We start from the raw sequence: 21,510 nt of genomic DNA, 5'->3' as shown, positions 1-21,510 counted from the left end.
CTTCTATCTCCGATCACCGGCGAAGTGAACTTCAGAGCATTTTAAATTCGGCGACAAGCGGTGCATGGTCGCTTGGCGTGGGAGAACGGCGGCGACGTGTCCAAAGGTCGACCTCGATCGAATCGAGTTGTGCGCAAAGCGGTTCGTTTGCGAGGATGTAGTCGATGCGCATCCCCTCGTCACGCCATATTCCTGCACTTCGGTAGTCCCACCATGTAAAACTCTTCTCTTCGGGATGCAGTTTCCTGAAACAGTCGTGAAGAGCCGTTGAGAGCAGTGTGTTCAATTTCTCTTTTTCGCTGGAAAGAAATCCGATGGCCCCTTCGAAAACCTCGGCGTCATAGACATCCAGTTCCGTGAGTGCGACATTGAAATCACCCAGTACTATCACCTTTTCGTATTTTTCGAGCAATGTTTCGCAATAATCGGTGAGTGCATCGAAAAAAGCCATCTTGTAGGTATGCCGCTCTTCCCCTTCCAGCCCCCCTCTTGGAACGTAGCAGTTGAGAACGAGCGTATCGCCGATGAGCGCCTGGATGAGGCGCTTTTCGCGATCGAACAGGTCGATGCCGAATTCTGTTTTGACATCTTTCATCGGCAGTTTGGAGCAGATCGCGACACCGTTGAGCCTCTTTTGGCCGTTGATGGCACATTGGTATCCCATCTGCTCGAAAGTTTCGGAAGGAAACTGTTCCGCTTCGCATTTGATCTCCTGGAAGCAGAGGATATCGACGCTTCTTTTTTCCGTCAGCCAGCGCTTGATGAGGTCGACACGGGAACGGATCGAGTTGACGTTGAACGAACATATGGAAACAGACATCTCAATCTTTCAGCATATCGTTCATACGTTTGGTATCGGGGTTGTCGTTGGGGTCCTGCTTGGGTCTGCGCAACTCCCATACGAGCGTGGCGATAAGTCCCACCGCAATGAAGGTGATCGCGGTAATTTTCCACCAGAATTCTGTCGGCATGTATGACTCCTTCGGAGAGTGGGTAGTGGGCAGTGTGCCGCTTTGCGTATTATTGAACCGCGAAGCGGTTTCTGCCCACTCTCATATAATCAGCATCGCATCACCGTAACTGTAGAAACGGTAACGCTCTTCGATAGCGATATTATACACTTTCATCGTCATTTCGAGACCCAGAAAAGATGCGACGAGCATAATGAGGGTCGATTTCGGAAGGTGAAAGTTCGTCAACAGGTGGTCGATGCGTCGCGGCGGGTTGCCGGGATGCAAAAAGAGGTTGCACTCTCCGAAAGGTTTTTTTGTCCGTACGTAGTATTCGACCGTTCGGGTGACGGTCGTGCCTAGCGCAAGAATTTTTCGTTCGGAGTCGATGAGTTCCCGTGTCTGTGGCGGAATCTCGTAGATTTCGCTATGCATCGGATGTTCCGTGATGATGTCGGCTTCGACCGGTTTGAAGGTACCGGCACCCACATGGAGTGTGATGGCAGAGGTATCGAACCTCTCTTTCATCGCTGCGAAGAGGGGCTCAGTAAAATGGAGCGACGCCGTGGGGGCGGCGACGGCCCCTTCATGTTTTGCGAAAACGGGCTGATAGAGTTCGGCATCCTCTTCTCTTTCTTCTCTTTGCATGTAGGGGGGAAGCGGGACGTGGCCGAGACGTTCGAGATGGTGCAAAAGGGCCTCGAAGGTGAGAATGCCGCCGCTCTCATCCGTGAAGTGGACGATTCGGCTGCCGTCTTGGCAGCGCTCGAGTACTTCCGCTCTGAGCCGTTCGTCGAAAACCAGTTTCGTCCCCGGTTTCACTTTGCCACGTATCAGGACGCTGTATCGGACGGCGTCGAGCTGTCTGTTGATGAGCAGTTCGATCTTTCCTCCACTCTCTTTGCGGCCGAAAAGACGCGCTTTGATCACTTTCGTGTCGTTGTAGACGATGGCGCACCCTTTGGGGATGTGGGAGAGAATTTCGCTGAAAACGGTGTGCGTAACGGTTCCCGCTGCACGGTCGATGACCATCAGGCGGGAACTGTCTTTGGGACTGGCCGGTTCGGTCGCGATCAGCTCCGGCGGAAGCCGATAGTCGTAACTATCGGTCTTCAATGTGTCGGGTGTGCCGTTTTCAGGCAATCTCTTCATCCTCTTCCTCAGGCGGTCTGTAGGGGTTGACGATTCTTGCGATCAGGATCGAGACGCCGTAGAGGATAATGAGCGGAATCGCCATAAGCAGCTGTGTGACGACATCCGGGGGTGTCAAAAGGGCAGCCAGTACGAAAATGAGGATAATGGCGTACTTGAAGAAACTTTTGAGTGTCTGGTCGTCTACAAGCCCCAGCAATGCAAGGAAAAAGGTGAGGACGGGAAGTTCGAACGCGATACCGAAGCCGATCATGATCTTCGTGAAAAAGCCGACATATTCGTTGATTTTCGGCGCGACGGTGACGATCTGCTCGGCGAAGTTTACGAGAAAGGCGAAACCGTAGGGGACGACGACATAGTAGGCGAAAGCAGCACCCATGAAGAACATGCCTGAAGCGAAGAAAACGAATGGCCAGATATATTTTTTCTCATGTTCGTAGAGCCCCGGTGCGATGAAGAGCCAGAATTGGTAAAGAATGAAGGGCAGCGCCATCAGGAATCCGGTGAAAAGAGAGACTTTTACCGCAGTGAAAAAGACTTCCGGTACGCCCGTGGCGATCATCATCGAGGTTTCCGGAAGCACCTGCTTCAAAGGTTTCGTCATCCACTCCAGAATCGGTTCGTAGAAGTAGAAAGCGATGAAAAAACAGACGATCAGCGCACCGATAGAATAGGCCAGCCGTTTTCTCAGTTCTGCAATATGCGGTTTGAGTTCGTCAAACATTGGGATCCTTTTGCAGGGCTTCATCTACCGGATGAAGCGATGCCTGCTCTTCTTTTTGTTTTTTCGGGAAGGTGACCACTTCGCGTTTTGGTTCGATTTTCTCTTTGACCTCTTTTGCTTCCGCTTCGAGTTTCTCCTCCGATTTTTTGACTTCTTCGACCGTTTCGGTCAGATCGTCGAGGCTTGTCAGATCGGCCGTCGTGACACGTTCGAGCTGCTGTGTTGCTTCATCCAGCTGTTTTTTATATTTGAAGGCCTCTTCTTTGAGTTCACTCACTTTGAGTTCTTCTTCCAGCGAACTCTTCGCATCGTTGACGGTGCGTTTGATGCTTCTGAAAAACTTGGCGATTTGCACCATGGCATCCGGCAGTTTGTCCGGCCCCAGAAAGAGGATGGCGATAACAACGATAAAAAATATTTCACTCAGTCCCATGCCGAACATCGCATGTCCTTTTCGTTACACATAAATTTTTGGTTCAAAGTCTATCAAAAAAGTGATTAGCTGATGATAAAGAGAGAGACTTCGTCGCTGAGAAGGAAATCGGGATTGTAGTATCTGCCGTCGCGATAGGTTAGTTTTCCTTCATCTCTTAGAAGACGCGCCCTCTCCTTCATCCTTTCGCCAAGAATCGATTCGTCGATGCCGATGACACTTCGAAGACCAAGAAATATCTTCTCTTCCACCATCTCGTCCGGTGCAAGCGTTTCCGTCTCTTTAAAAAAGGGTGCTTCGATATAGTGTTCCAATATTCTGTGCGGATAGAGCCGTTCGTTACCGATGCGACCCACTGCACCGCTGCCGATGCCCAGGTAAGGTTTGTACTCCCAGTATCCGAGATTGTGGCGGCAGGGGGTACCGAAGTTCGAGATTTCGTACTGCTTCCATCCCCTCCGTTCGATCTGCCGTCGAATCGTCTTGGCTTGCTCGATCGACTCTTTTCGCACTTCGGGCCGGTGCTGAAAGGGGGTTCCCTCCTCGATCGTCAGTTCATAGGCGCTGAGATGCTCGATCGGCAGGGCGAATGCCCGCTCGAGTTCGGTTTCGATACGCTCCGGCGTATCGAGTATCGTCGCATAGATAAGATCGATGGAGAGACGGGTGTAACCGAGGGCATCGGCACGCTCCACCGCTGCGACCGCTTCGCCCGTTTTATGGGCACGACCGAGTAGTTTCAGCTTATCGTCGAAGAAGCTCTGCACGCCGAAGCTCATGCGGTTGACACCGAGACTTTTCATGCCGCCCAGCCACATCTCGGACGCACTGTTGGGATTGGCTTCGGAGGTGATTTCAGCCTCCGCCTGCAAAAAAGGCTCGAGGGTTTCGAAGATAGGCTCGTAGAGTTCGGGCGGCATGGTAGAAGGGGTTCCGCCCCCGATAAAAACCGTTTCTATCGAATTCGGCGAAACGGCGTAGTGTTCCAGGTCGTGACGAAGCTGGCGGTGAAGTGCCTTCATGTAAGCCTCTTTCAACTCGAACTTGTCGACGTAGGAGTTGAAACTGCAGTAGTGGCATTTGCTGTCACAAAAGGGAATATGAATATATAAAAGAGTGTGCTGCATCGAATTCTCAGTAGTCCTTAATCGACTTTTTATTACAATCATACCAAAAAATAACGTGCCGAAAAATACGGTTACGCAAACAAAAGAAAAATTTATGAATGATCAAACCGAAAAGAAGACAAAAACATACCGGCCCAATGTCGCCGCGATCATTCTCTCGTCCAAATATCCCGAAAAGGTTGAGTTTTTTATCGCGTCACGCAGCGATGTAAAGGATGCGTGGCAGTTTCCGCAGGGGGGTATCGACAAGGGAGAGAGCCCGAAAGAGGCGCTCTTCCGTGAGCTCAAAGAGGAGATAGGCACCAACGATGTGGAGATCATTACCGAATTTCCGGAATGGGTGAGCTACGACTTTCCGGAGATGATCGCGAAAAAGATGTATCCGTTCGACGGTCAGCGGCAGAAATATTTTCTGGTTCGACTCAAACCGGGGGCGAAGATCAACCTCGATACGGAGGAGCCGGAATTTTCCCACTATACGTTTGTGCCGTACAACAAAATTTTCGACTATATCACCTACTTTAAGCGTCCGGTCTACAAACGGGTGCTTGACTATTTCAGAAAGAAGGGTTACCTGTAATGCTAATCGTACAAAAGTTCGGCGGAACCAGCGTCGGTGATCTTGATCGTATCGCCAATGTCGCGAAACGCGTCGCGAAGACCAGGGACGAGGGACACGACGTGATCGTCGTCGTCTCGGCGATGAGTGGCGAGACCAACAAACTGATCGAGTATGCCCACTACTTTTCGAAAACACCGGAGCGCGAGGCGATGGACCTGCTGCTCAGTTCCGGAGAACGCGTCACGAGCGCACTGCTGAGCATCGCGCTCAACGAGATGGGGTATCCCGCGACGGCGATGACAGGCCGTCAAGCGGGTATATTTACCGACAAGAGACATACATCTGCACGTATCGACCACATCGACCCCATACCGATGGGAGATGCCGTCAAAGCCGGAAAGATCGTTGTCGTCGCAGGATTTCAGGGGATCAATCCCGACGGCCGCGTCACGACGCTCGGCCGTGGCGGCAGCGACCTGACGGCCGTGGCGATCGCCGGCGCGATGGGGGCGGACCTGTGTGAGATCTACACCGATGTCGACGGTGTCTATACGACCGATCCGCGCATCGAACCCAAAGCGAAGAAGATGGATATGATCAGCTACGACGAGATGCTGGAGCTGGCGTCGCTCGGTGCCAAAGTGCTTCAGAACCGCTCCGTCGAGCTGGCCAAGAAGATGGGGGTCAACCTCGTGACCCGAAGCAGTTTCAACGACAATCCCGGAACATTGATCACAAAGGAAGAGAATATTATGGAAAAACCACTCGTAAGCGGTATCGCACTCGACAAAAACCAGTCACGCGTCAGCCTCAAAGGGGTCGAAGACCGTCCCGGTATCGCTTCTGAAATTTTCAATGCCCTCGCCGACGAGTCGATCAACGTCGACATGATCGTCCAGACAATTGGCGCCGACGGCAAGACAGAGATCGATTTCACGGTTCCGCAGAGTGAAATCGAGCGCGTCAAAACCGTCATGGAACGCTTCAAGGAGAGCATCGGCGAGATCGAATACAAAGAGGATGTCGCCAAAGTCTCGATCGTCGGCGTCGGTATGAAGAGCCACAGCGGCGTCGCAGCCAAAGCCTTCAGTACGATGGCGAAAGAGAACATCAATATCGAAATGATCAGTACCAGCGAGATCAAAGTCTCGATGGTCATCGACGAGAAGTACGCCGAACTGGCGGTCCGCGCATTGCATGAAGCGTATGAACTCGACAAGTAGGAAGGTTGGAGGGTGAGAAGAATGCAAGGTCATTGGGACCGAAGAGGGGTCGATGATTCGATTCACCATCCATCATTCATCATCCATCTTGCAGATCTTTCAAAAGGTCTCTTTTGAAAGATCTGCTATCCTGGACGCTCGAGGCGATCCGCAGCGACGATACGATGATGAGCTGGCTCGAGGAGCGGCGCTACGAATGGTCGCCGATCGTCGGTAACGCCATCGCCAAAATTCTCGAAGGGCAGAGCGTCATCATCATCACCGATGGGCAGAACCGCTGGTTCGAAGAGTACATCGTTCGCCGCGTCAACCGCCCGGGGGTGAACCGTCCGCTGCTTCCTTTTTTCTCGTTCGACGCGCTCTACCCGTTTGCCGACACGATCAAGAATGACCAGGATATCGACCTGCTTTTCGATATGCTGAGCCTCAGCTATCCCCAAGGCTTTTTTTTCTGGTATATCGGCACGGCGGACCACCCGAAAGCCCGCATCGCGCTCCGAAACGACGAGTCGCTTCTTTGGGTGATGGACGAAGAGGTAACCAACAGCTTTACGCTTCGTTCCCATGACGAACTGATCGACATCAAGCTTCTGCAGCTTTTTCGGCTCTTCGACAAGACGCTGAGCGCGGCACTGTTCGCCGAAGTCGATCTGGGTGGATGAGATGGCGCTTTTAAGCTCCAAAATCATTCTGACCGACCGCTTCGACGAAACCTTCGAAACACTCAAAAAAGAGTTTGACGACGCCATTTTTCATCGCATCGATACGGAGGACTTTCTCGTCGAACATGCGAAAGAGGCGGTGGAAAAGGCCTATCTGACAAGTGACAGGGAGAAGGTTATTGTATTGAGTGCGAAACGGTTCACGCCGATCGCGCAGAACAAACTGCTCAAAATCCTCGAGGAACCTCCCTCCAAAATCCATTTCATTCTGATGACACCGACCAAGTCCGGCCTTCTGACGACGATCCGCTCCCGTCTTCCGATCGACGATAGGGGCAGCGCGAAAGAGAGCGTCGAGATCGGACTCGATCTCGAGCGGCTCGATCTGGCGAGACTCTTCGCATTTTTGCAGTCCAACCGTCGAATCGACGCGAAAAAGGGTGCCATGCTTGCGGAAGCACTGGGCAAAGAGGCGATGAACAGCGGCCGCTACCGCCTGGACGATGCGATGCTCGAAACGTTCGCCCAGAGTCTGCGCCTTTTGGATATGGGGTCTCCGCCCAACTTCGTCCTGACACGTCTGGCTCTGAAACTGTTGGAGAGAAAACGGTGAAGATTTACAGAATCGACACGCCTTTGGAGAAAAAGAAGCTTTTGAAGCAGCTCGAATGCGACAAGAGCGGAGTGGCGATCATGTCCAAAAAGATGGAGACACTGCTTTTTGTCATCAAAGATATGCCTGTCGGTGCCGCGAACATCCTGAAGCAGGATGCCCTGGCATTGGGTGCGGAACTTGCGGTTCCCACAGGTGTCGTCACCTGCAGCCAAACACATTACGATGCCGTTTTGATGGGAACGCCCCGGCAGCTCGGGTATCTTGTCCGCAAAGAGAAGGCGCAGCCGTTCGGTCTCAAAAAGTTGGCGAAAGAACTCGAAAGTTTTCTGCACGAATCGCGGCACATGACCAAAATTATGGGGGTCGTCAATGCCAATGACGACAGCTTCTACCCTGGTAGCCGCTACAAAGAGCGTACGGCGGTCGAAGCGATATGGAAGATGATCGAAGAGGGTGCCGACATCATCGATGTAGGGGGCGTCTCCTCGCGTCCTGGAAGCGAGCCTGTCGGTGCGGATGAGGAGCTGAAGCGTCTCGTCCCGATTGTCGATACGATCCGACGTGAAAAGCTGTTCGAGCGTGCCCGTTTCAGCATCGACTCCTACACGCCCGAAGTGGTCGCCTACGCGCTGGAAAACGGTTTTTCCATCGTCAACGACATCACCGGATTGCGGGACGAGCGTCTCGGTGTACTGGCAAAGTCGTATGGTGCGGCGTATATCGTCATGCATATGCAGGGCACGCCGCAGACGATGCAGAAGAATCCGCACTACGATCATGTCGTTCTCGATGTCGACCGTTTCTTTATGGAGCGGATCGAACGGGCGGAGAAGATCGGTCTGGGGCGCGAAGAGATCATCCTCGATGTGGGGATCGGCTTCGGCAAAACGCTCGAACACAACCTGATGCTGCTCAAACATATGAAGCACTTTACGCACTTTGGATGTGAAGTGCTGATCGGTGCGAGCCGCAAATCGATGATTCACAAAATCGATCCGGCCCCGGTGGAAGAGCGTTTGCCCGGAACACTGGCGATTCACCTGGAATCGATCCGGCGGGGGGCGTCGATCGTGCGGTGCCACGATGTAAAGGAGCACCGCCAGGCGATACGGGTTTTCGAAGCGATCGAAGAGGGAGAGATACTATGAAAAAATTGACGGCTTTGGTTGCAGCGGCGCTGTTTTTGCTCGGCGGATGTGCCGCAAAACCGAAAGAGATGCCTCCCCACAGCGTGGCGCAGCATTTCTGGGGTGCGATCGTCCATGACGATCTGCAGGCTGCGAAGGCCTATACGGTTCGCGGAAAAATCGAAGAACGAGCATTGGGAAAGGTCAAACTCAAACGGGTCGTGACAAGAGAGGCACGGATCGTCAATGGGCGGGCATTCGTGCCGACAACGCTCGTTTTCACGCTTCCGGTCGAAAGTGTGGCGTCCAAAGAGTGCAACACGACCATGGATACGGAACTGCTCAAGATCGAGGGCCGATGGCTCGTCGACGAAATCGTGACGATGGAAAACTACGAAGACGCTCTGCACAAAGGTGTCGCCGTCTGTACCTCCATCATGTTGGAAAAGGCGATCGACAAAGGGCTCGAACATTACGAAACGCTTCAAAAAGAGCTTCAAAAAAATCTTATGGAGTTCGAAAAAACGTTCGAAGAGACGATCGAAGAGCTCCAGCGGAGGCTTCAAAAATCGATCGAACAGATGCAGAAGCGGATGACGCCATCCCCTCGACTTCCCGAACCGCAAGAGGGTGAGAAGATATGACAAGAGAAGAGTACAAAAAAGCGGTCGAGACATTGAAGAAGTGGGCCTATGCCTACTATGTCGAAGACAATCCGCTGGTCACCGACGAAGTTTACGACAAGCTCTACCGCGAAGTCGAACAGTATGAAAAAGAGCATCCCGAAGATATCGACCCGACCTCTCCTACACAGCGTGTCGGCGCACCGTTGAAGGAAGGGTTTAAAAAAGCGAAGCACCTGAGCCGCATGTGGAGCATGGAAGATGTCTTCGACGCCAAGGAGTTCGAGGCGTGGATGGCACGCATTCAGAAGAACTTCCCCGGTGAGCGCTATTATGTCGAGCCCAAATTCGACGGGGCGAGCCTCAACCTGATCTATGAAAACGGCCTTTTGAAGCAGGCGATCACCCGTGGCGACGGTGTGGAGGGCGAAGATGTCACCAACAACGCCCGGACCATCCAGTCGATCCGTCTGGAGATCGACCATAAGGATCTCATCGAAATCCGTGGCGAGGTGCTGATGACGAAGCAGGAGTTCGAGCGGATCAACAGGGAGCGGCAGAGCAAAGGTGAAGCGCTTTTCGCCAACCCGCGAAATGCCGCAGCCGGAAGCCTGCGGCAACTCGATCCGCGTATCACGGCCAAGCGTAATCTCATCTTTCAACCCTGGGGTGTTGGGGTGCACAACCTCTCCTATGAATTCTTGAGCGAAGTGATGGACTACATCTACAACCTCGGCTTCAGAAAGCCGCCGATCCGCCGAGTCTGCACAACGGTCGAGGAGATCGAGGCGATCTACGACGAGCTTAAAACGATGCGTGACGGCTTCGATGTGATGCTCGACGGTATGGTCGTCAAAATTGACCGTATCGCCGCGCAGAAGGCACTCGGCTATACGGTCAAGTACCCGCGCTGGATGGTTGCCTACAAATTTCCGGCTGTCGAGAAGCAGACGCGTATCAAGGATGTCGTGCTGCAGGTTGGACGCACTGGGGTTATCACGCCGGTGGCGGTACTCGAGCCTGTGGAGGTTGAAGGGGTCGTCGTCGAGCGTGCGACCCTCAACAACTTCGACTATATCGAGAAGATGGATGTTCGTATTGGGGACATGGTGACACTGATACGAAGCGGCGACGTGATTCCAAAGATCATCAAGGTGCTGACGCAGTACCGGACGGGCAAAGAGAAGAAAATCGAGCGTCCGACGCATTGCCCGGTCTGCGGCAGCGAACTGCTCGACGAGGGCAAGCTCATCAAGTGCCAAAACATCAACTGCCCGGCGCGGGTGGTCAACTCCATCATCTATTTTTCCTCAAAACAGTGCATGAACATCGACGGCCTTGGCGAGAAGATCGTCGAACAGCTTTACGAGGCAGGGCTCGTCAAAGAGCTCGAGGATATCTACCATCTCAAGATGGAGGATCTGCTGAAACTCGAAGGATTCAAAGAGAAGAGAGCGAAGAATCTTCTGGATGCGATCGAAAAGTCCAAAGGGGCGCAGTGCTGGCGCTTCATCAACGGTCTCGGGATCGAACATATCGGCGAAGTGGCGAGCAAGAAGATCTGCCAGGCCTACGGACTCGACTTCATGGAGCTGACCAAAGAGCAGCTGTTGGCGATCGAAGGATTCGGTGAGGAGATGGCAGAGAGTTATCTCGAGTTCATGCGGGTCAACCGTGACAAAGTGGGACGGCTTTTGAATATCATACGCCCCAAAGCACCGGAGAAAGAGGAGATTGTCGAATCACCGTTCACCAAAAAGACGGTGGTTCTTACCGGGACGATGAAAAAGTCGCGTGGCGAGATCAAGGCGATGCTCGAACATTTGGGGGCCAAGGTGACCAACACGGTCTCCAAAAAAACCGACATCGTCATCTATGGCGAAGATCCGGGGAGCAAGTACGATAAAGCGAAACAGCTCGGTGTAAAGCTCATGAGCGAAGATGAGATGTGGGAGCTGGTAGGTGAGGCTTGATACGCTTTTGGTAGAGCGTGGGCTCGTCGGCAGCCGTACCAAGGCACAGGAGCTGATCCGAGAGGGGTGTGTCGCCGTCGATGGGAAAGTGGTCGAGAAACCCTCATTCAAACCGAAAGAGAATGCCGAAATCGAAATTTACGGAGAGACACGCTTTGTCAGCCGTGCGGCACGCAAACTGAAGGGATTTTTGGACATTCATCCCATTGCCGTCGAAGGAAAACGGTGCCTCGATATCGGTGCGAGTACGGGTGGATTTACGCAGATACTGCTCGAGCGCGGGGCTTCGAGCGTGACGGCGCTCGATGTCGGAACGTCACAGCTGCATGAAAGCCTGAGAAACGATCCGAGGGTCGTCAGTGTCGAGTCGACCGACATTCGCGGTTTCAAGGGAGCCGAGCCGTTCGATTTGGTGACATGCGACGTCTCCTTTATCAGCCTGCACAACATCCTGAACGATATCGACCGGCTCGCGGCGGGTGTGATTCTCGTTCTTTTCAAACCGCAGTTCGAAGTAGGCCGTGAGACGAAGCGGGACCGCCACGGCGTCGTGACCGACGAAAAGGCAATTCGCGAGGCACAGCGTAGATTCGAACGCGCTACGGGCGAGCTCGGGTGGCGGCTGATGGTCAAAGAGGTCTCGTCGCTGCCTGGTAAGGAGGGGAACCATGAGTGGTTTTACTGTTTCATCAACCGTTGAGGCGGTCGCCATCGGTAATTTCGACGGGATGCATCTGGGACATCAGGCTCTTTTCGAACAGGCCGGAACAGAGGGCGGCATCGTCGTCATCGAACACTACCGCGCGACACTGACACCGCATATCTATCGGGCCCGCTTTACGGATCTGCCGGTTTTTTTCTACGATTTCGACCGAATCCGCGATATGAGTCCGGAGGTTTTTCTCGAAAAACTCCGGTTCGATTTTCCGTCACTTCGCCGCATCGTCGTCGGGGAGGATTTTCTTTTCGGTGCGGGACGGAGCGGAAATGTGGCAATGCTCGAGAGGCTTTTTGACGGGGAAGTGATCGCCGTGCCGGAGGTGAAGCTGAAGGAAGCCCCGGTGCATTCGCGTTTTATCCGCCTCCATATCGAAAAGGGTGAAATCGAAACCGCCAACGCCATGCTCGGCCACCCGTATGAAATATGGGGCGAGGCAGTTGCCGGACAGGGGATCGGAAAAGAGAAACTGGTACCTACGATCAACCTCGAAACCAGCAGGTTTTTGCTCCCGAAAGCAGGCGTATACGAAACGCAGACCTGCATCGGTTCGACGTGCTACCCTTCCGTGACATTTGTCGGCCATCGTGAAACGACGGATGGATCGTTCGCTCTCGAGACGCACCTGATCGATCACGAAATCGGTGAAGTGAAAGAGAAAATCTCCATCAAATGGTTTCACCGTCTGCGGGAAAACAGAAAGTTCGATACCCTTGCAGCCTTGAAACGACAGATCGAAAAAGATATCGAGGCAATCCGTGAAAAAAGATAGACTTTTCGAAGTTCCGATCGAGAAACAGTTCGAGTTCGATGAAAGGGTGGCGGCGGTTTTCGACGACATGATAGAGCGTTCGGTCCCCTTTTACCGGCACAACCTCGAGCTGATCGTCGCACTTCTGCTGCGGCGCATCAAACCGGGGATGCGTATCGTCGACCTGGGGTCTTCGACGGGTGCTCTGTTGATCGAACTCGCCAGCCGGTGCGAAGTCGAGGCGGAATTCATCGGTGTCGACAATGCCCCGGCGATGGTGGAGCTGGCGCAGAAAAAGGCTCAGGCACTGGAAGTGCCGGTATCGTTCGTTTGTGCCGACCTGATGCGTTACGATTTCGGTGGTTCCGATATCGTTATCGCCAATTATACCCTTCAGTTCATTCGTCCCCTCGTTCGAAACAGTGTCGTAGCCAAAATCTACCAATCCTTGAAAGATGGAGGTCTCTTTATCTGCAGCGAGAAAGTTTTGATGCAGAGCAAGTGGCTGAACAAGCAGATCATCGATATCTATTACGATTACAAAAAAGGGCAGGGGTACAGCGAGACGGAGATCATGCGCAAGCGAGAAGCGCTCGAAAATGTTCTGATCCCCTATACGATCGAAGAGAACGGTGCGATGATGAAAGCGTGCGGCTTCAAAACGGTCGATACGATCTTTCAGTGGGGGAATTTCGTGACGATGGCGGCATTCAGGTAGCGATATATCTGCCGTCCGCTGAAAAATCAGCGTACGGTTTCGAGTTTGGCGTCGGGATTGGCTTCTTCGACCATCTCTCTGATAAGAGAAAAGAGTCTGTTGCTCGCCTCTTCCATTTTCGAAAAGTTTTCTACGACCATCGGCCGTCTGGCGGGTGTCAGGCAGGTTTTCGTCTCCGCGCAGGGAATCGTCTTGAGAACCATTTCGTGAACCGTGGCATGCGGGGTTTCGATCGCTTTGAAAGCTTTGGTGTGGCCGAAAAGCTCTTTCCCTTTGCCTTCGTAGTACCACTCGCCGAAACGGCAGTGGCGATGGTCGCTGAAGAGTTGCGCTTTTTCGGCATCTTCGTTCAGGACCGTCGTATAGGCGAGCGATTTGAAGATGATGTGATCGACTTTCGCGAGTGTTCCGAAGAGGGAGTTGTGGATATATTTCGCCTGTTTCGCCGAGAGATCAGCCATTTGTGCGAAACGTCGCAACGTCTCTTCGAAGCGGTTGACATCTTCTTGCGAATTGGTGGCGATTTCCGTGATCTCTTCCGAGTTGCCCTGAATGTCGTTGGCCTCCTGCTGGAGTGTCTGGATCGTAATGGCGATCTCCTGTGTCGCCTTCTGGGTTCGTTCGGCGAGTTTTCTCACCTCGTCCGCAACGACGGCGAACCCCCTGCCGTGTTCGCCTGCCCGTGCGGCTTCTATTGCGGCATTGAGGGCGAGAAGGTTCGTCTGGTCGGCGATATCTTTGATGAGGTTGACGACGGCGGAGATCTCGTTGGTTCGCTCGTTGAGCGAAACGATCGCTTCGTTGGTATGGGAGATGAGCTGGATAAGCTGGTCGAGGTTGCTGATGATCGCATTGACGGTCCGCTCGCTTTCGATGGCATCCTGTGCCGTCGTCTCCGTGTTTTCCGCGATCTTTTCGATGATGTTCGAATTTCGGTTGATATCTTCCTGGATGATTTTCAAGCCAGCACCGACACCGCCGGTCGTTTTTTCGAACATTTTGGCCAGTTCGCCACGCATTTTGGTCTTGTAGGAGTCGGCGATCGAGGCGATGGCCTGGTTGAGTTCCGGTACGGCGGCTTTGAAGTCGCCCTTGTAGCCCTGTTGGGGAATGATACGGAAAGATTTCCCTTCGTTGGCGGCGTCGATGGAGGCGCGGATGTCACGCATCATCTGCTCGGTCTGGTCGAGCATGTCGTTGATACCCCATGCGACTCCCTGGAGGACATGCTCTTCGGGAATGTGCGTGATACGCTCGGAGAGTTCGCCGCGACCCGCTTTGATGAGCACGTCGCGCACCTGGCGGATGAGTGGGTCGTTGAAGATCTTTTCGCACGCCGTTTCACCACCCGCAGGGACGAAGAGGCCGATAATCGCGAGAAAGAGAACGATGCCGCCGGCGATGTAGCCGCCCGTAGCCAGCAGGTAGGCAGCGGCACCCAATGCCGCGATCAGGAAAACGAGGCTTTGCCTATTGCTGAAGGCCGAGGACAAACTCGTCATAGGTGACTCCTTTTTCATTCAAAATGTCGTTGAGTATACGCCCGGAGGCTTCCACGCCACCGCTTCTTTCGGCCGCAAGCAGTTTGGAATAGAGCTGCGGTATCACCTCCATCGCTTTGTCGCTCGGTTTTCTTCTTACCGAATGGTAGTCGCGGATCGATCCGTCGGGTGCGATCGTCGCGGTCACGTTGGCGATGACCCAGTAGAAACCGCCGTCTTTGCAGAGATTTTTGACATAGGCGAAGATCTCCTGCTTGTTCTGTATACGCTCCCAAAGAAGCTTGAAGACGATTTTCGGCATATCCGGATGGCGTAGAATCGAGTGGGGCGCTCCGAGCAGTTCACTCTCCGCGTAGCCCGAAATTTTGATAAACATTTTGTTGCCGTAAGTGATACGGCCTTTAAGGTCGGTTTTCGAGACGATAAAATCTTCTTCTTTTAAAAACCTTTCCGTTCCCGTCGGGGCAGGCCTTCTCATAATGACTCCTGTTCTGTTTGGTTTAAGGGCAGTGGCTATTTCGTTTTTTCGTCGATCAACGATTCGACGAACGATTTTACATCCGTATAACTGTAAGCCTCTTTAAAATTGCCTATGCGTCCGCCGCTCGCGTTGGGATGCCCGCCGCCACCGGCAAGCGTCGCCGCGATTTCGCTGACGTCGGCTTTGTTGTTGCTTCGTAAACTTATCGACCCATTCGGGGAAATGTTTAGGATGAAGTCGATATCCGGATTTGCGACCAGAAAAGCGTTGCCGATGACGGAGATGTTGGGAATGCCGAAAGTCAAAACGCCCGTTTTGTCTTTGTAGCGTATCTTGAGCTCCTCTTTTTTCGCCGTGAGCAGATCGGTCAGGTAGTCTGCAACGAGGTTGTCGAGGGTATTGTCGTCCCGGTTGCGGGCGAAAAAGGCTTTCTTGATGGCGTGCATCTCGTTGTCGAGTCTGATGTGGGCGTTCTCTTCATCGATGATTTCATGGGCCGATTTGATCAGGTGAAACTTGTGTTCGCGGTCCTTGTCGTCGAAGAGGGCCCGTCCCACTTCCCGAGACGAGGCGATGGCGCCCATCAACACTTTGCCGAACTCGAACCCCTCTTCCTCCGTGAGCCAGATGTCGATCGCGTTTATCGCGTCGACAAGATCTTTGTAGGGTTTGACGGCCTCGCACTTCATCGTTTCGACGAGCCAGTCGTAAGTGATCTTCGTAGCGCTTCGGGTAGTGTCGAGATAGTACCATGCATACTTTTCGGCCGCATCTTTTCCGCTGCCGTGATGGTCGAGCAGCTGAACCTGCAGGGTCATGCCGCTTTTGAAGTTTTGAAGTTTGTCGATCTGTTTTTCGATAAATTCACACTGCTGCACCGTCAGATTCAAGTCGGTGATGAGCAGCAAGATCGTCTTGGCCGGATCGAGAAGCATCTGATCGAAGAAAATTTTGAGACGCTTGGTGATCTCGTCGCCATAGTTGCTGTTTTGAAACTTGACGTTTTCGAAACAGTGTGCGGTGAGAAACTGGCATGCGTAGCCGTCGAGGTCGGTGTGTGAGAGATGGTAGACGGAATCGGGTCTTTTCAAAATGGTATCCTTTTAATATTTTAATGAGCAATGAGAAGTTCAGGAGGTCGCATCGCTCCATTTTATCTGTCATAATTGTTCGATGCCTCAGGCATCGATTCACAAAAACTGTTCACTGCTCATCACTAAATATCGATCTCCACGCTTCCGAGAACTTCGAACGTCGCGTTCGGGTCGATTTCGGCGTGGCTGAGAACGACGATCTCGAGGCCGAAGCGTTCGAAGATTTCGGCGAGCGGTTTTCTGAGCATCGGGTCGACGATGAGGATGACAGGTGCGATACCCTTTTGGAGTACCTTCTGCGCCTCTTCGCTAAGGGTTTCGACAACCTTGTTGATTTGACCGACATTGAGCAGCAGCTGGCGCCCCCCTTCGCTCTCTTTGAGATGGTCGAGAAGCTTCTGCTCGGTCGGGGCGTTGAGTGTCAGCAGCTTTATCGTACCATCTTGATCTTTGTAGAGGCTCGTGATGACTCTCGACAGGCGGGCACGGACCTGTTCTACGATAATGTCGACATTTTTTGTATACTCGGCGACATCGGCGATCGTCTCCAAAATGGTCACCATATCCCTGATCGGCACCTGTTCGTGCAGCAGCTGTTTGAGGACCCGTTGGATGAGACCGAGCGTAGCGACTTTCAGCGCGTCGTCGACAACGACAGGATAATCTTTTTTGACCTTCTCGAGAAGCGCCTGTACTTCCTGGCGCGTCAACAGCTCTTCGGCGTGTTTCTTGACCAGTTCGCTCATATGTGTGGAGATGACGGTGGCCGGATCGATGACGGTGTACCCTTTGATGATCGCTTCCTCTTTTTTATCCGCATCGATCCAAATGGCGTCGAGTCCGAAAGCGGGCTCTTTGGTGTGGATACCTTCGATCTCTTCGGTCGCCATGCCGCTGTTCATCGCCAGAAATTTGTCGGCGTAGACTTCACCGCTGCCGATCTCGACCCCTTTGAGCAGAATGCGGTAGACGTTGGGTGGCAGCTGGAGATTGTCGCGTATACGTACCTGCGGCATCAGAAAACCGAAATCGGCTGCGATTTTTCGGCGCATGCTTCGGATACGTTCGAGAAGGTCGCCTCCGCGACTGGTATCGGCCAGTTTGATGAGCTGATAGCCGAGGTCGAGTTCGAGCATCTCCACTTTGAGGATATCTTCGAGCGCCGCTTCCTCCTCCTCTTTGGTGGGTATTTTTCTAGCGCCTGGAACGTTTTCTGTCTCTTCCCCTTCTGTCGGCGGAATTTCACCCGCCACAGAGAGAAGAGACTCTTCGATTCCCTGTTTGCGGATGAGGTATCCCAATCCCAGGAAAAGCAGACCGACAAATGTGAGCGGCAGAGTCGGAAGTCCCGGAACCAGGGCGAACATCAGGAGGATGAACCCTACGATAAAGAGGGTTTTGAACTCTTTGATCAGCTGGTTGATCGCCCCTTCGGCGAAGTTCTTCTCCTCATCCTTGCTGGCACGGGTGATGATGATACCAGTGGCGGTGGAGAGAATGAGAGCAGGGATCTGCGATACGAGACCGTCGCCGATGGTGAGGAGCGTGAAGGTCTGTGCGGCGTCGGCGAGCGCCATGTCGTGCTGGAACATCCCGATGAGAAACCCGCCGATGATATTGATGATGGTGATGATGATTCCGGCGACGGCGTCACCCTTGACGAATTTGCTCGAACCGTCCATCGCCCCGTAGAAACTCGCTTCCTGTAAAATCTCGGCACGCCGTTTTTTGGCTTCGTTTTCGTCGATGAGTCCGGCATTGAGATCGGCGTCTATCGCCATCTGTTTTCCCGGCATCGCATCGAGGGTGAAGCGTGCGGCCACTTCCGCGACGCGTGTCGCACCTTTGGTGACGACGATGAAGTTGATGATGACGATGATCGAAAAGACGATGATTCCGATGACGTAGTTGCCCCCGACGACGAAATCGCCGAAACTCGTGATGATGTCGCTGACCGCATCGGGCCCTTCGTGCCCTTTGGAGAGGATCATACGTGTCGTCGCGATGTTGAGCGAGAGGCGGTAGAGCGTGATGAGTAGGATCATCGTCGGAAAGGTCGTGAAGTCGGTCGGTTTTTCGATGAAAACGGAGATGAGGATCATCAGCACCGAGAGTGCGATGGAGACCGTCAGGAAAAAATCGAGAACCGGGCTCGGCAGCGGGACGATGATGATCCCCATGATGGCGACGATCATCATGACGATCGTCAAATCTTTGGCACTTGCGATGGTATTTAGAAACGGTATGGCACGTTTGAAGAGTCGTGAGCGTGTCGCTTTTGCCAATTAACAGAGCCTCATGTGTCCAGAATGTCTTTGAGCGTCAGGTTTTCCAAGAAACCGTCGATCTTGTTTTGAAGACGGTTCAAAAAGGGCCAGATGATGCATGAGCCGGCACGGTCACTCGGACAGCACTCCCGGGCGGGTGAACACTCGAAAACCGAGGGCGATTTCCCTTCGGCCGCTTCGATGACCTCCATAATGGAGATTTCGTCGAATCTTTTGTTGAGTGCGAAGCCGCCTTTGGCACCTTTATACGAGATCAGGATACCTCTTTTGGCAAGATTTTGCAAAATCTTCGCCAGAAAACTTTTCGATATATCGAGCTGTTTTGAAAGGGTGTCGACATCTTTTGGCTCACCGCTTTCGCCGATAAGCGCCAGTGACAACAGTGCATATTCGCTTGCTCTTGTTAATAACATAGTCCCCCCTATGTATATATGAGCCTCATTTTAATCTATTTAATGTAAATCTTTGCTTTTTTAAGTATAATTGCGAATCTTTTATGAAAACCATAGAAGAAAATCAAACCAATCAGGAGGTCAGCAATGGCTTTGGATTCGGCTAAAAAGCTTGAAATCATCAAACAATTCGGACGCGGTGAGGGCGATACAGGTTCTCCGGAAGTACAGGTCGCACTTTTGACAGAGCGCATCAAATATCTGACGGACCACCTCAAAGAGAACAAAAAAGACCACTCTTCACGTCTTGGACTTTTGAAACTCGTCGGACAGCGCAAACGACTTCTTCGCTATCTGAAAAGAAAGAATTACGAAAGTTATACGAAGCTGATTTCCGCACTCGGCATTCGAGACAAATAGTTAGCCAATAGACGACAACCAATAGACGATCGTCTTTTGGTTGTCGTCGTTCACTCCCCGTCTTTTCTTCATCCCCAGAAAAACTCTTTACGAATTTTTAAACATAAATCTACATAAATCTCGGCATTGTTCTATCGGACATCGCGTGTGATATGATATTTTTCAATGATCGTGGTCTCGTATCATACTGCCGATATCCATCGAATGGGAAAATGGCGTACACTGAATTTCCCATCTACCACTCTTTTCGTAAAGAGAAAAACCCTCCCATCGTTTCCTATCGATAAAAACGCTGTAGTGTAATACATGTGTCCATCAAAGCCGAAATCAAGATCCGAAAAATCCGGATACAGTGGGAGACTGGAACGAGCGGAAAGTGTATGATATGTATTGAAAGCAGTGAAGTACTTATGTAATTCAGTTGAATATACTTGACAACTATACACTCAATGTTGTATAATCCTCTTGGCATTTCAGAAAATAAGTGCTAAGATGTTGAAATGAAAAAGAAATATGAAGAGATACTCGAAACGGTAGTCAGAACCTTTCTGAAGACACACGAACCGATCGGTTCGGCCATGTTGAAAGAGAAACTTCCGTTCGAGATCGCACCGGCGACGATCCGTTACTATTTCAACAAAATGGTCGAACGCGGGGAGCTGGCACAGCTGCACAAAAGCAGCGGCAGGATTCCGACCGAACAGACCATGAAAATGTATTGGCGCAAGCATCTGCGCGATTTGGAAGTGATCTGTCATGCAATGGATGAATTGGCACGTATCAGCGAAGATGAAGAGTTGTTCGTACTGCTCAAACCGTTGAAAGAGAACAGACTCCGTATCGTCGAACGTGTCGGCGAACGATACCTGATTCTGGTATTCGATGCGGATGAATATGTCATTCGGTACCAAAATCAGGTGGAGACGTTTTTAAACGATCTGATCGGGTATGAACTCGATGAGGTCAAGCAGATTGCGAGAGATGTAGGCATGATGTCACTCTATCATAAGATGCGGGCAAAAAACGATGAAGAGATCACGGCGATCAATCCGGAAGCGATCATTCGGGTCGCAGGACGTGAAAGTGCCTGGGGCAAGCGATATATGCGCCATTTCCTGGAAGGTGATGCGGTGGAAGAGCTGTCGGCGGGGCTGCACTTCGATCCGTTGCTACCCAAGGGCTTCATGGCGCTGAAAACCGAAGCGGTCATCGAGAATCGTCCGACGAAAATGCTTTGCATCGGTGCGATCGACCACGATTTTACCAAGATATTCAAGGAGGCATGATGGCAGGGAATGAGCGAAGAAGAGAAGATGAGATAAAACTGGAAGAGCAAGAAGAGATGAAAGAGAAGGAAGAAGTTTCGGGTGAGGAAGGAGAGAATCCATCCGAAATTTCGGAAGAGGAGAGTGAACTGAAAAAGTGCAAAGAGGAGCTTCAGGCGTGTGAAGACAAATATCTTCGCATGCACGCTGAGTTCGAAAATATTAAAAAGAGAATGGAACGCGAGAAAGAGAAAAGTGTCGCCTATGCCCAGGAGCAGTTCGCACGCGATCTGCTTCCGGTGATGGATTCGCTGGAACTTGCACTTGCATCTATCCCGACACCCGATGAGGGTGGCGACGAACATCTTGCGAAATTGCGTGAAGGGGTGCAGCTGACACTCGATCAGTTTGTCAAGACGTTTGAAAAACACCATATCAAAGTTGTGGATATCGTTGAAGGGTTTGATCCCAACTTCCACGATGCGGTAATGCAGGTGGAAAGCGACAAGCATAAAAGTGGTCAGATCGTCCAGGTACTGCAAAAAGGGTACATGTATAAAGATAGGTTGCTGCGGCCTGCGATGGTGAGCGTGGCGAAATAGAGGGTTTTGCGACTTAGGTTGCAGAAGAGTGATTTAAAGTTGAGTATAATAGACTCAAAGAAATAAATAAAGCACTTGAAAGTCAAGGCACTTCGAGCCTGGCGTGG

At 52.1% G+C, this 21,510-nt stretch carries 24 protein-coding genes and 1 pseudogene; 13 read left to right on the top strand and 12 right to left on the bottom strand.

Going from position 1 to position 21,510, the window contains the following annotated elements; all coding sequences use genetic code 11:
- Nucleotides 1–31: 31 nt before the first annotated feature.
- The 6 genes from QUD54_RS02905 to hemW all read right to left on the bottom strand — a co-directional run bounded on the left by QUD54_RS02905 (nt 32) and on the right by hemW (nt 4,386).
- A complete protein-coding gene (locus QUD54_RS02905; protein WP_286337462.1) occupies nt 32–820 on the bottom strand; it encodes an exodeoxyribonuclease III in 789 nt (262 codons plus the stop codon).
- A gap of 1 nt (nt 821) precedes the next feature.
- Nucleotides 822–971 (bottom strand): hypothetical protein, encoded by a 150-nt coding sequence (locus QUD54_RS02900; protein WP_286337461.1) that lies wholly within the window; start codon nt 969–971, stop codon nt 822–824.
- Between the two features lie 81 nt (nt 972–1,052).
- Entirely contained in the window at nt 1,053–2,102 is a 1,050-nt protein-coding gene (queA, locus tag QUD54_RS02895) for a tRNA preQ1(34) S-adenosylmethionine ribosyltransferase-isomerase QueA (RefSeq protein WP_286337460.1), read from the bottom strand.
- Entirely contained in the window at nt 2,086–2,826 is a 741-nt protein-coding gene (tatC, locus tag QUD54_RS02890; RefSeq protein WP_286337459.1) for a twin-arginine translocase subunit TatC, read from the bottom strand. Before tatC ends, queA begins: the two co-directional genes overlap by 17 nt.
- Nucleotides 2,819–3,268, bottom strand: coding sequence for a Sec-independent protein translocase protein TatB (gene tatB, locus QUD54_RS02885; RefSeq protein WP_286337458.1), 450 nt, complete (start codon nt 3,266–3,268; stop codon nt 2,819–2,821). Before tatB ends, tatC begins: the two co-directional genes overlap by 8 nt.
- A 56-nt stretch (nt 3,269–3,324) precedes the next feature.
- Nucleotides 3,325–4,386: a radical SAM family heme chaperone HemW gene (gene hemW / locus QUD54_RS02880; protein WP_286337457.1), complete on the bottom strand. Its 1,062-nt coding sequence runs from the start codon at nt 4,384–4,386 to the stop codon at nt 3,325–3,327.
- A gap of 94 nt (nt 4,387–4,480) precedes the next feature.
- Between hemW and QUD54_RS02875 the strand changes: the two genes are divergently transcribed.
- From QUD54_RS02875 to cmoA, 10 genes are all read left to right on the top strand, one after another.
- Nucleotides 4,481–4,966: an RNA pyrophosphohydrolase gene (locus QUD54_RS02875; protein WP_286337456.1), complete on the top strand. Its 486-nt coding sequence runs from the start codon at nt 4,481–4,483 to the stop codon at nt 4,964–4,966.
- Nucleotides 4,966–6,171 carry an aspartate kinase gene (locus tag QUD54_RS02870; protein WP_286337455.1) on the top strand — a complete coding sequence of 402 codons (1,206 nt, stop codon included), beginning with the start codon at nt 4,966–4,968 and terminating at the stop codon, nt 6,169–6,171. The genes QUD54_RS02875 and QUD54_RS02870 overlap by 1 nt, the downstream gene beginning before the upstream one ends.
- 113 nt (nt 6,172–6,284) lie before the next feature.
- Nucleotides 6,285–6,833 (top strand): HobA family DNA replication regulator, encoded by a 549-nt coding sequence (locus tag QUD54_RS02865; RefSeq protein ID WP_286337454.1) that lies wholly within the window; start codon nt 6,285–6,287, stop codon nt 6,831–6,833.
- A gap of 1 nt (nt 6,834) precedes the next feature.
- Nucleotides 6,835–7,446 (top strand): DNA polymerase III subunit delta', encoded by a 612-nt coding sequence (locus tag QUD54_RS02860; RefSeq protein WP_286337453.1) that lies wholly within the window; start codon nt 6,835–6,837, stop codon nt 7,444–7,446.
- On the top strand, nt 7,443–8,597 hold the full coding sequence (gene folP / locus QUD54_RS02855; protein ID WP_286337452.1) for a dihydropteroate synthase: 1,155 nt from the start codon (nt 7,443–7,445) through the stop codon (nt 8,595–8,597). Before QUD54_RS02860 ends, folP begins: the two co-directional genes overlap by 4 nt.
- Nucleotides 8,594–9,220: a hypothetical protein gene (locus tag QUD54_RS02850; protein ID WP_286337451.1), complete on the top strand. Its 627-nt coding sequence runs from the start codon at nt 8,594–8,596 to the stop codon at nt 9,218–9,220. Before folP ends, QUD54_RS02850 begins: the two co-directional genes overlap by 4 nt.
- A complete protein-coding gene (ligA, locus tag QUD54_RS02845; RefSeq protein ID WP_286337450.1) occupies nt 9,217–11,172 on the top strand; it encodes an NAD-dependent DNA ligase LigA in 1,956 nt (651 codons plus the stop codon). Before QUD54_RS02850 ends, ligA begins: the two co-directional genes overlap by 4 nt.
- Nucleotides 11,162–11,872, top strand: a complete 711-nt coding sequence (gene tlyA, locus QUD54_RS02840; RefSeq protein ID WP_286337449.1) for a 23S rRNA (cytidine-2'-O)-methyltransferase TlyA — start codon at nt 11,162–11,164, stop codon at nt 11,870–11,872. The genes ligA and tlyA overlap by 11 nt, the downstream gene beginning before the upstream one ends.
- Complete coding sequence (locus QUD54_RS02835) at nt 11,841–12,662, top strand: bifunctional riboflavin kinase/FAD synthetase (protein ID WP_286337448.1); 822 nt, start codon at nt 11,841–11,843, stop codon at nt 12,660–12,662. Before tlyA ends, QUD54_RS02835 begins: the two co-directional genes overlap by 32 nt.
- Nucleotides 12,649–13,359, top strand: a complete 711-nt coding sequence (gene cmoA / locus QUD54_RS02830; RefSeq protein ID WP_286337447.1) for a carboxy-S-adenosyl-L-methionine synthase CmoA — start codon at nt 12,649–12,651, stop codon at nt 13,357–13,359. The genes QUD54_RS02835 and cmoA overlap by 14 nt, the downstream gene beginning before the upstream one ends.
- Before the next feature lie 26 nt (nt 13,360–13,385).
- Here cmoA and QUD54_RS02825 read toward each other — a convergent pair whose 3' ends face one another.
- The 6 genes and pseudogenes from QUD54_RS02825 to QUD54_RS02800 all read right to left on the bottom strand — a co-directional run bounded on the left by QUD54_RS02825 (nt 13,386) and on the right by QUD54_RS02800 (nt 19,137).
- Entirely contained in the window at nt 13,386–13,820 is a 435-nt protein-coding gene (locus QUD54_RS02825; RefSeq protein ID WP_286337995.1) for a CZB domain-containing protein, read from the bottom strand.
- 51 nt (nt 13,821–13,871) lie between these two features.
- Nucleotides 13,872–14,123: pseudogene (locus tag QUD54_RS02820) on the bottom strand (methyl-accepting chemotaxis protein); the annotation flags it as partial.
- A gap of 706 nt (nt 14,124–14,829) precedes the next feature.
- Nucleotides 14,830–15,339 carry a PAS domain-containing protein gene (locus QUD54_RS02815; protein WP_286337446.1) on the bottom strand — a complete coding sequence of 170 codons (510 nt, stop codon included), beginning with the start codon at nt 15,337–15,339 and terminating at the stop codon, nt 14,830–14,832.
- A gap of 35 nt (nt 15,340–15,374) precedes the next feature.
- Nucleotides 15,375–16,433, bottom strand: a complete 1,059-nt coding sequence (locus tag QUD54_RS02810) for a DHH family phosphoesterase (protein ID WP_286337445.1) — start codon at nt 16,431–16,433, stop codon at nt 15,375–15,377.
- A 125-nt stretch (nt 16,434–16,558) separates the two neighbouring features.
- Nucleotides 16,559–18,634 carry a flagellar biosynthesis protein FlhA gene (gene flhA, locus QUD54_RS02805; RefSeq protein ID WP_406600583.1) on the bottom strand — a complete coding sequence of 692 codons (2,076 nt, stop codon included), beginning with the start codon at nt 18,632–18,634 and terminating at the stop codon, nt 16,559–16,561.
- Between the two features lie 98 nt (nt 18,635–18,732).
- Entirely contained in the window at nt 18,733–19,137 is a 405-nt protein-coding gene (locus QUD54_RS02800) for an Rrf2 family transcriptional regulator (protein ID WP_286337443.1), read from the bottom strand.
- Between the two features lie 126 nt (nt 19,138–19,263).
- Between QUD54_RS02800 and rpsO the strand changes: the two genes are divergently transcribed.
- The 3 genes from rpsO (at nt 19,264) to grpE (ending at nt 21,403) form a co-directional block, all read left to right on the top strand.
- Complete coding sequence (rpsO, locus tag QUD54_RS02795) at nt 19,264–19,536, top strand: 30S ribosomal protein S15 (RefSeq protein WP_286337442.1); 273 nt, start codon at nt 19,264–19,266, stop codon at nt 19,534–19,536.
- A gap of 500 nt (nt 19,537–20,036) precedes the next feature.
- Nucleotides 20,037–20,822 (top strand): hypothetical protein, encoded by a 786-nt coding sequence (locus QUD54_RS02790; protein WP_286337441.1) that lies wholly within the window; start codon nt 20,037–20,039, stop codon nt 20,820–20,822.
- Nucleotides 20,819–21,403, top strand: coding sequence for a nucleotide exchange factor GrpE (grpE, locus tag QUD54_RS02785; protein WP_286337440.1), 585 nt, complete (start codon nt 20,819–20,821; stop codon nt 21,401–21,403). Before QUD54_RS02790 ends, grpE begins: the two co-directional genes overlap by 4 nt.
- Nucleotides 21,404–21,510: the final 107 nt, after the last annotated feature.

The sequence above is a fragment of the Hydrogenimonas cancrithermarum genome, assembly GCF_030296055.1.
Taxonomy (GTDB): Bacteria; Campylobacterota; Campylobacteria; order Campylobacterales; family Hydrogenimonadaceae; genus Hydrogenimonas; species Hydrogenimonas cancrithermarum.
This window is presented reverse-complemented; position numbering and strand designations above follow the sequence as displayed.

Excerpts from the sequence above, each read along its gene's own strand:
- QUD54_RS02905 (WP_286337462.1), bottom strand. The coding sequence starts at position 820 with ATGTCTGTTTCCATATGTTCGTTCAACGTCAACTCGATCCGTTCCCGT.
- QUD54_RS02900 (WP_286337461.1), bottom strand. The coding sequence starts at position 971 with ATGCCGACAGAATTCTGGTGGAAAATTACCGCGATCACCTTCATTGCG.
- queA (WP_286337460.1), bottom strand. The coding sequence starts at position 2,102 with ATGAAGAGATTGCCTGAAAACGGCACACCCGACACATTGAAGACCGAT.
- tatC (WP_286337459.1), bottom strand. The coding sequence starts at position 2,826 with ATGTTTGACGAACTCAAACCGCATATTGCAGAACTGAGAAAACGGCTG.
- tatB (WP_286337458.1), bottom strand. The coding sequence starts at position 3,268 with ATGTTCGGCATGGGACTGAGTGAAATATTTTTTATCGTTGTTATCGCC.
- hemW (WP_286337457.1), bottom strand. The coding sequence starts at position 4,386 with ATGCAGCACACTCTTTTATATATTCATATTCCCTTTTGTGACAGCAAA.
- QUD54_RS02875 (WP_286337456.1), top strand. The coding sequence starts at position 4,481 with ATGAATGATCAAACCGAAAAGAAGACAAAAACATACCGGCCCAATGTC.
- QUD54_RS02870 (WP_286337455.1), top strand. The coding sequence starts at position 4,966 with ATGCTAATCGTACAAAAGTTCGGCGGAACCAGCGTCGGTGATCTTGAT.
- QUD54_RS02860 (WP_286337453.1), top strand. The coding sequence starts at position 6,835 with ATGGCGCTTTTAAGCTCCAAAATCATTCTGACCGACCGCTTCGACGAA.
- QUD54_RS02850 (WP_286337451.1), top strand. The coding sequence starts at position 8,594 with ATGAAAAAATTGACGGCTTTGGTTGCAGCGGCGCTGTTTTTGCTCGGC.
- ligA (WP_286337450.1), top strand. The coding sequence starts at position 9,217 with ATGACAAGAGAAGAGTACAAAAAAGCGGTCGAGACATTGAAGAAGTGG.
- QUD54_RS02835 (WP_286337448.1), top strand. The coding sequence starts at position 11,841 with ATGAGTGGTTTTACTGTTTCATCAACCGTTGAGGCGGTCGCCATCGGT.
- QUD54_RS02825 (WP_286337995.1), bottom strand. The coding sequence starts at position 13,820 with ATGGCTGATCTCTCGGCGAAACAGGCGAAATATATCCACAACTCCCTC.
- QUD54_RS02815 (WP_286337446.1), bottom strand. The coding sequence starts at position 15,339 with ATGAGAAGGCCTGCCCCGACGGGAACGGAAAGGTTTTTAAAAGAAGAA.
- flhA (WP_406600583.1), bottom strand. The coding sequence starts at position 18,634 with ATGATGATCGTCGCCATCATGGGGATCATCATCGTCCCGCTGCCGAGC.
- QUD54_RS02800 (WP_286337443.1), bottom strand. The coding sequence starts at position 19,137 with ATGTTATTAACAAGAGCAAGCGAATATGCACTGTTGTCACTGGCGCTT.
- rpsO (WP_286337442.1), top strand. The coding sequence starts at position 19,264 with ATGGCTTTGGATTCGGCTAAAAAGCTTGAAATCATCAAACAATTCGGA.
- QUD54_RS02790 (WP_286337441.1), top strand. The coding sequence starts at position 20,037 with ATGAAAAAGAAATATGAAGAGATACTCGAAACGGTAGTCAGAACCTTT.
- grpE (WP_286337440.1), top strand. The coding sequence starts at position 20,819 with ATGATGGCAGGGAATGAGCGAAGAAGAGAAGATGAGATAAAACTGGAA.